The sequence below is a fragment of the Streptomyces sp. 8K308 genome (genome assembly GCF_004348315.1).
In the GTDB taxonomy this organism is placed as follows: domain Bacteria; phylum Actinomycetota; class Actinomycetes; order Streptomycetales; family Streptomycetaceae; genus Streptomyces.
In genome coordinates this window covers 1-1,592 of sequence record NZ_SMKC01000608.1, presented here as the reverse complement: position 1 = coordinate 1,592, position 1,592 = coordinate 1, and the positions used below count along the sequence as shown (strand labels likewise).

Below are 1,592 nucleotides of genomic sequence, written 5' to 3'. Positions count from 1 at the left end.
GCCCCCGACCCCCTCGCCGACCCCACCCAGGTCGCCCAGTACCAGCTCGGCGACGCGCTGCTGGTGCGCGGCGAAGGAGTGCGCTGCTGGGACTCGGAGGGGCGCGAGTACCTGGACTGTGTCTCCGGCACCTTCAACCTGATCCTCGGCCACAACCACCCCGAGGTGATGGCCGCCGTCCGCGAGCAGACCGAGGAACTGGTCTTCGCCAGCTCCTCCTTCCAGACCGGCCCCACCAACGACGTCATGCGCCAGCTGGTCGCGCTCGCCCCGCCCGGGCTCACCCGGGTCAACCTCCGCAGCTCCGGCGGCTCGACCGCCAACGAGGGCGCCATCAAGATCGCCCAGCACCACACCGGGCGCCGCGACGTCATCGTGCCCTTCCGCGGCCAGGTCGGCCAGACCATGGCCACCGCGAGCCTGGCGGGACACAGCAGGATGCGCGCCCCGTTCCCGCTGTGGCTCCCCGGCGCCGTCCACGTCCCCGACCCCTACTGCTACCGCTGCTTCTACCGCGAGGAGCCCACCACCTGCGGAATGCTGTGCGTGGAGCGGATCGACGACTTCATCACCCACGCCAGCTCCGGCAGCGTCGCCTGCCTCCTGATCGAGCCGATCAGCGGCGTCGGCGGCAACATCGTGCCCCCGCCCGGCTACTTCGCCGAACTCCGCCGCTTCTGCGACGAGCGCGGCATCGTGCTGATCTTCGACGAGGCCCAGACCGGCTTCGGCCGCACCGGCACCATGTTCGCGGCCGAACAGTTCGGCGTCTCCCCGCACATGATGACCCTCTCCAAGGGCATGACCGGCAGCGGCCTGCCGCTGGCCGCCATCCTCACCGAGGAGCGGATGGCCGGCTGGGACCGCTCGCTGCACGGCTTCACCTACGGCGGCCACACCCTCTCCGCCGCGGCCGCCGTCAAGACCCTGGAGATCATCCAGCGCCCTGGCTTCCTGGAGAACGTCCGCGCCAGCGGCGCCGTCCTCCTCGACCGGCTCACCGCGCTCCGCGACGACCACCCGGTCATCGGGGAGGCCCGCGGCCTCGGCCTGATGCTCGGCGTCGAACTCGTCGAACCCGACGGCGGCAAGGCCGTCGCCAGGACCCACGCCCTGCACCGCGCCCTGCACTCCCGCGGCCTGCTCACCCGCGTCTCCGAGCACGGCCAGGGCAACGTCATCGAGCTGCGGCCCCCGCTGATCCTCAGCCCGGACGAGGCCCACCTGATCGCCGACCGCTTCGGCGCGGCCCTCGAGTCGCTGGAGGCCGCCGCGTGAGGGTCGAACTCGGCCCGCACGGACCGCAGTCGCGCACCGGCCCGCCGCCCCGCCCGGCCGGCGAACACGCCGCCCTGGTCCGCGTCGAACTGGCCGGCGTCTGCCGCTCCGACCTCAAGGAGATCACCGGAAGCCGGCACGGCGTCAGCCAGTTCGGCCACGAACTCGTCGGCATGGTCGAGGAGTCCACCCTCCCCGAACTGCCCCCGGGGCGCCGCGTCGGCCTCGACCCCAACGTGCCGGTGGCGCGCGGCACCGGCTTCGCCACCAGCCTCTGGGCCGCCGGCCCGGCCACGGCCCTGCTCGCCGCCTGT

2 protein-coding genes are annotated in these 1,592 nt (G+C 73.2%); both read left to right on the top strand.

The window, feature by feature from the left end; translation table 11 throughout:
* The first annotated feature begins 63 nt into the window (after positions 1-63).
* Positions 64-1,278, top strand: coding sequence for an aspartate aminotransferase family protein (locus E1265_RS36115; protein ID WP_243741362.1), 1,215 nt, complete (start codon positions 64-66; stop codon positions 1,276-1,278).
* The coding region (locus E1265_RS36110) for an alcohol dehydrogenase catalytic domain-containing protein (RefSeq protein ID WP_165954021.1) at positions 1,275-1,592 on the top strand (318 nt) is incomplete at its 3' end. The genes E1265_RS36115 and E1265_RS36110, both read left to right, overlap by 4 nt.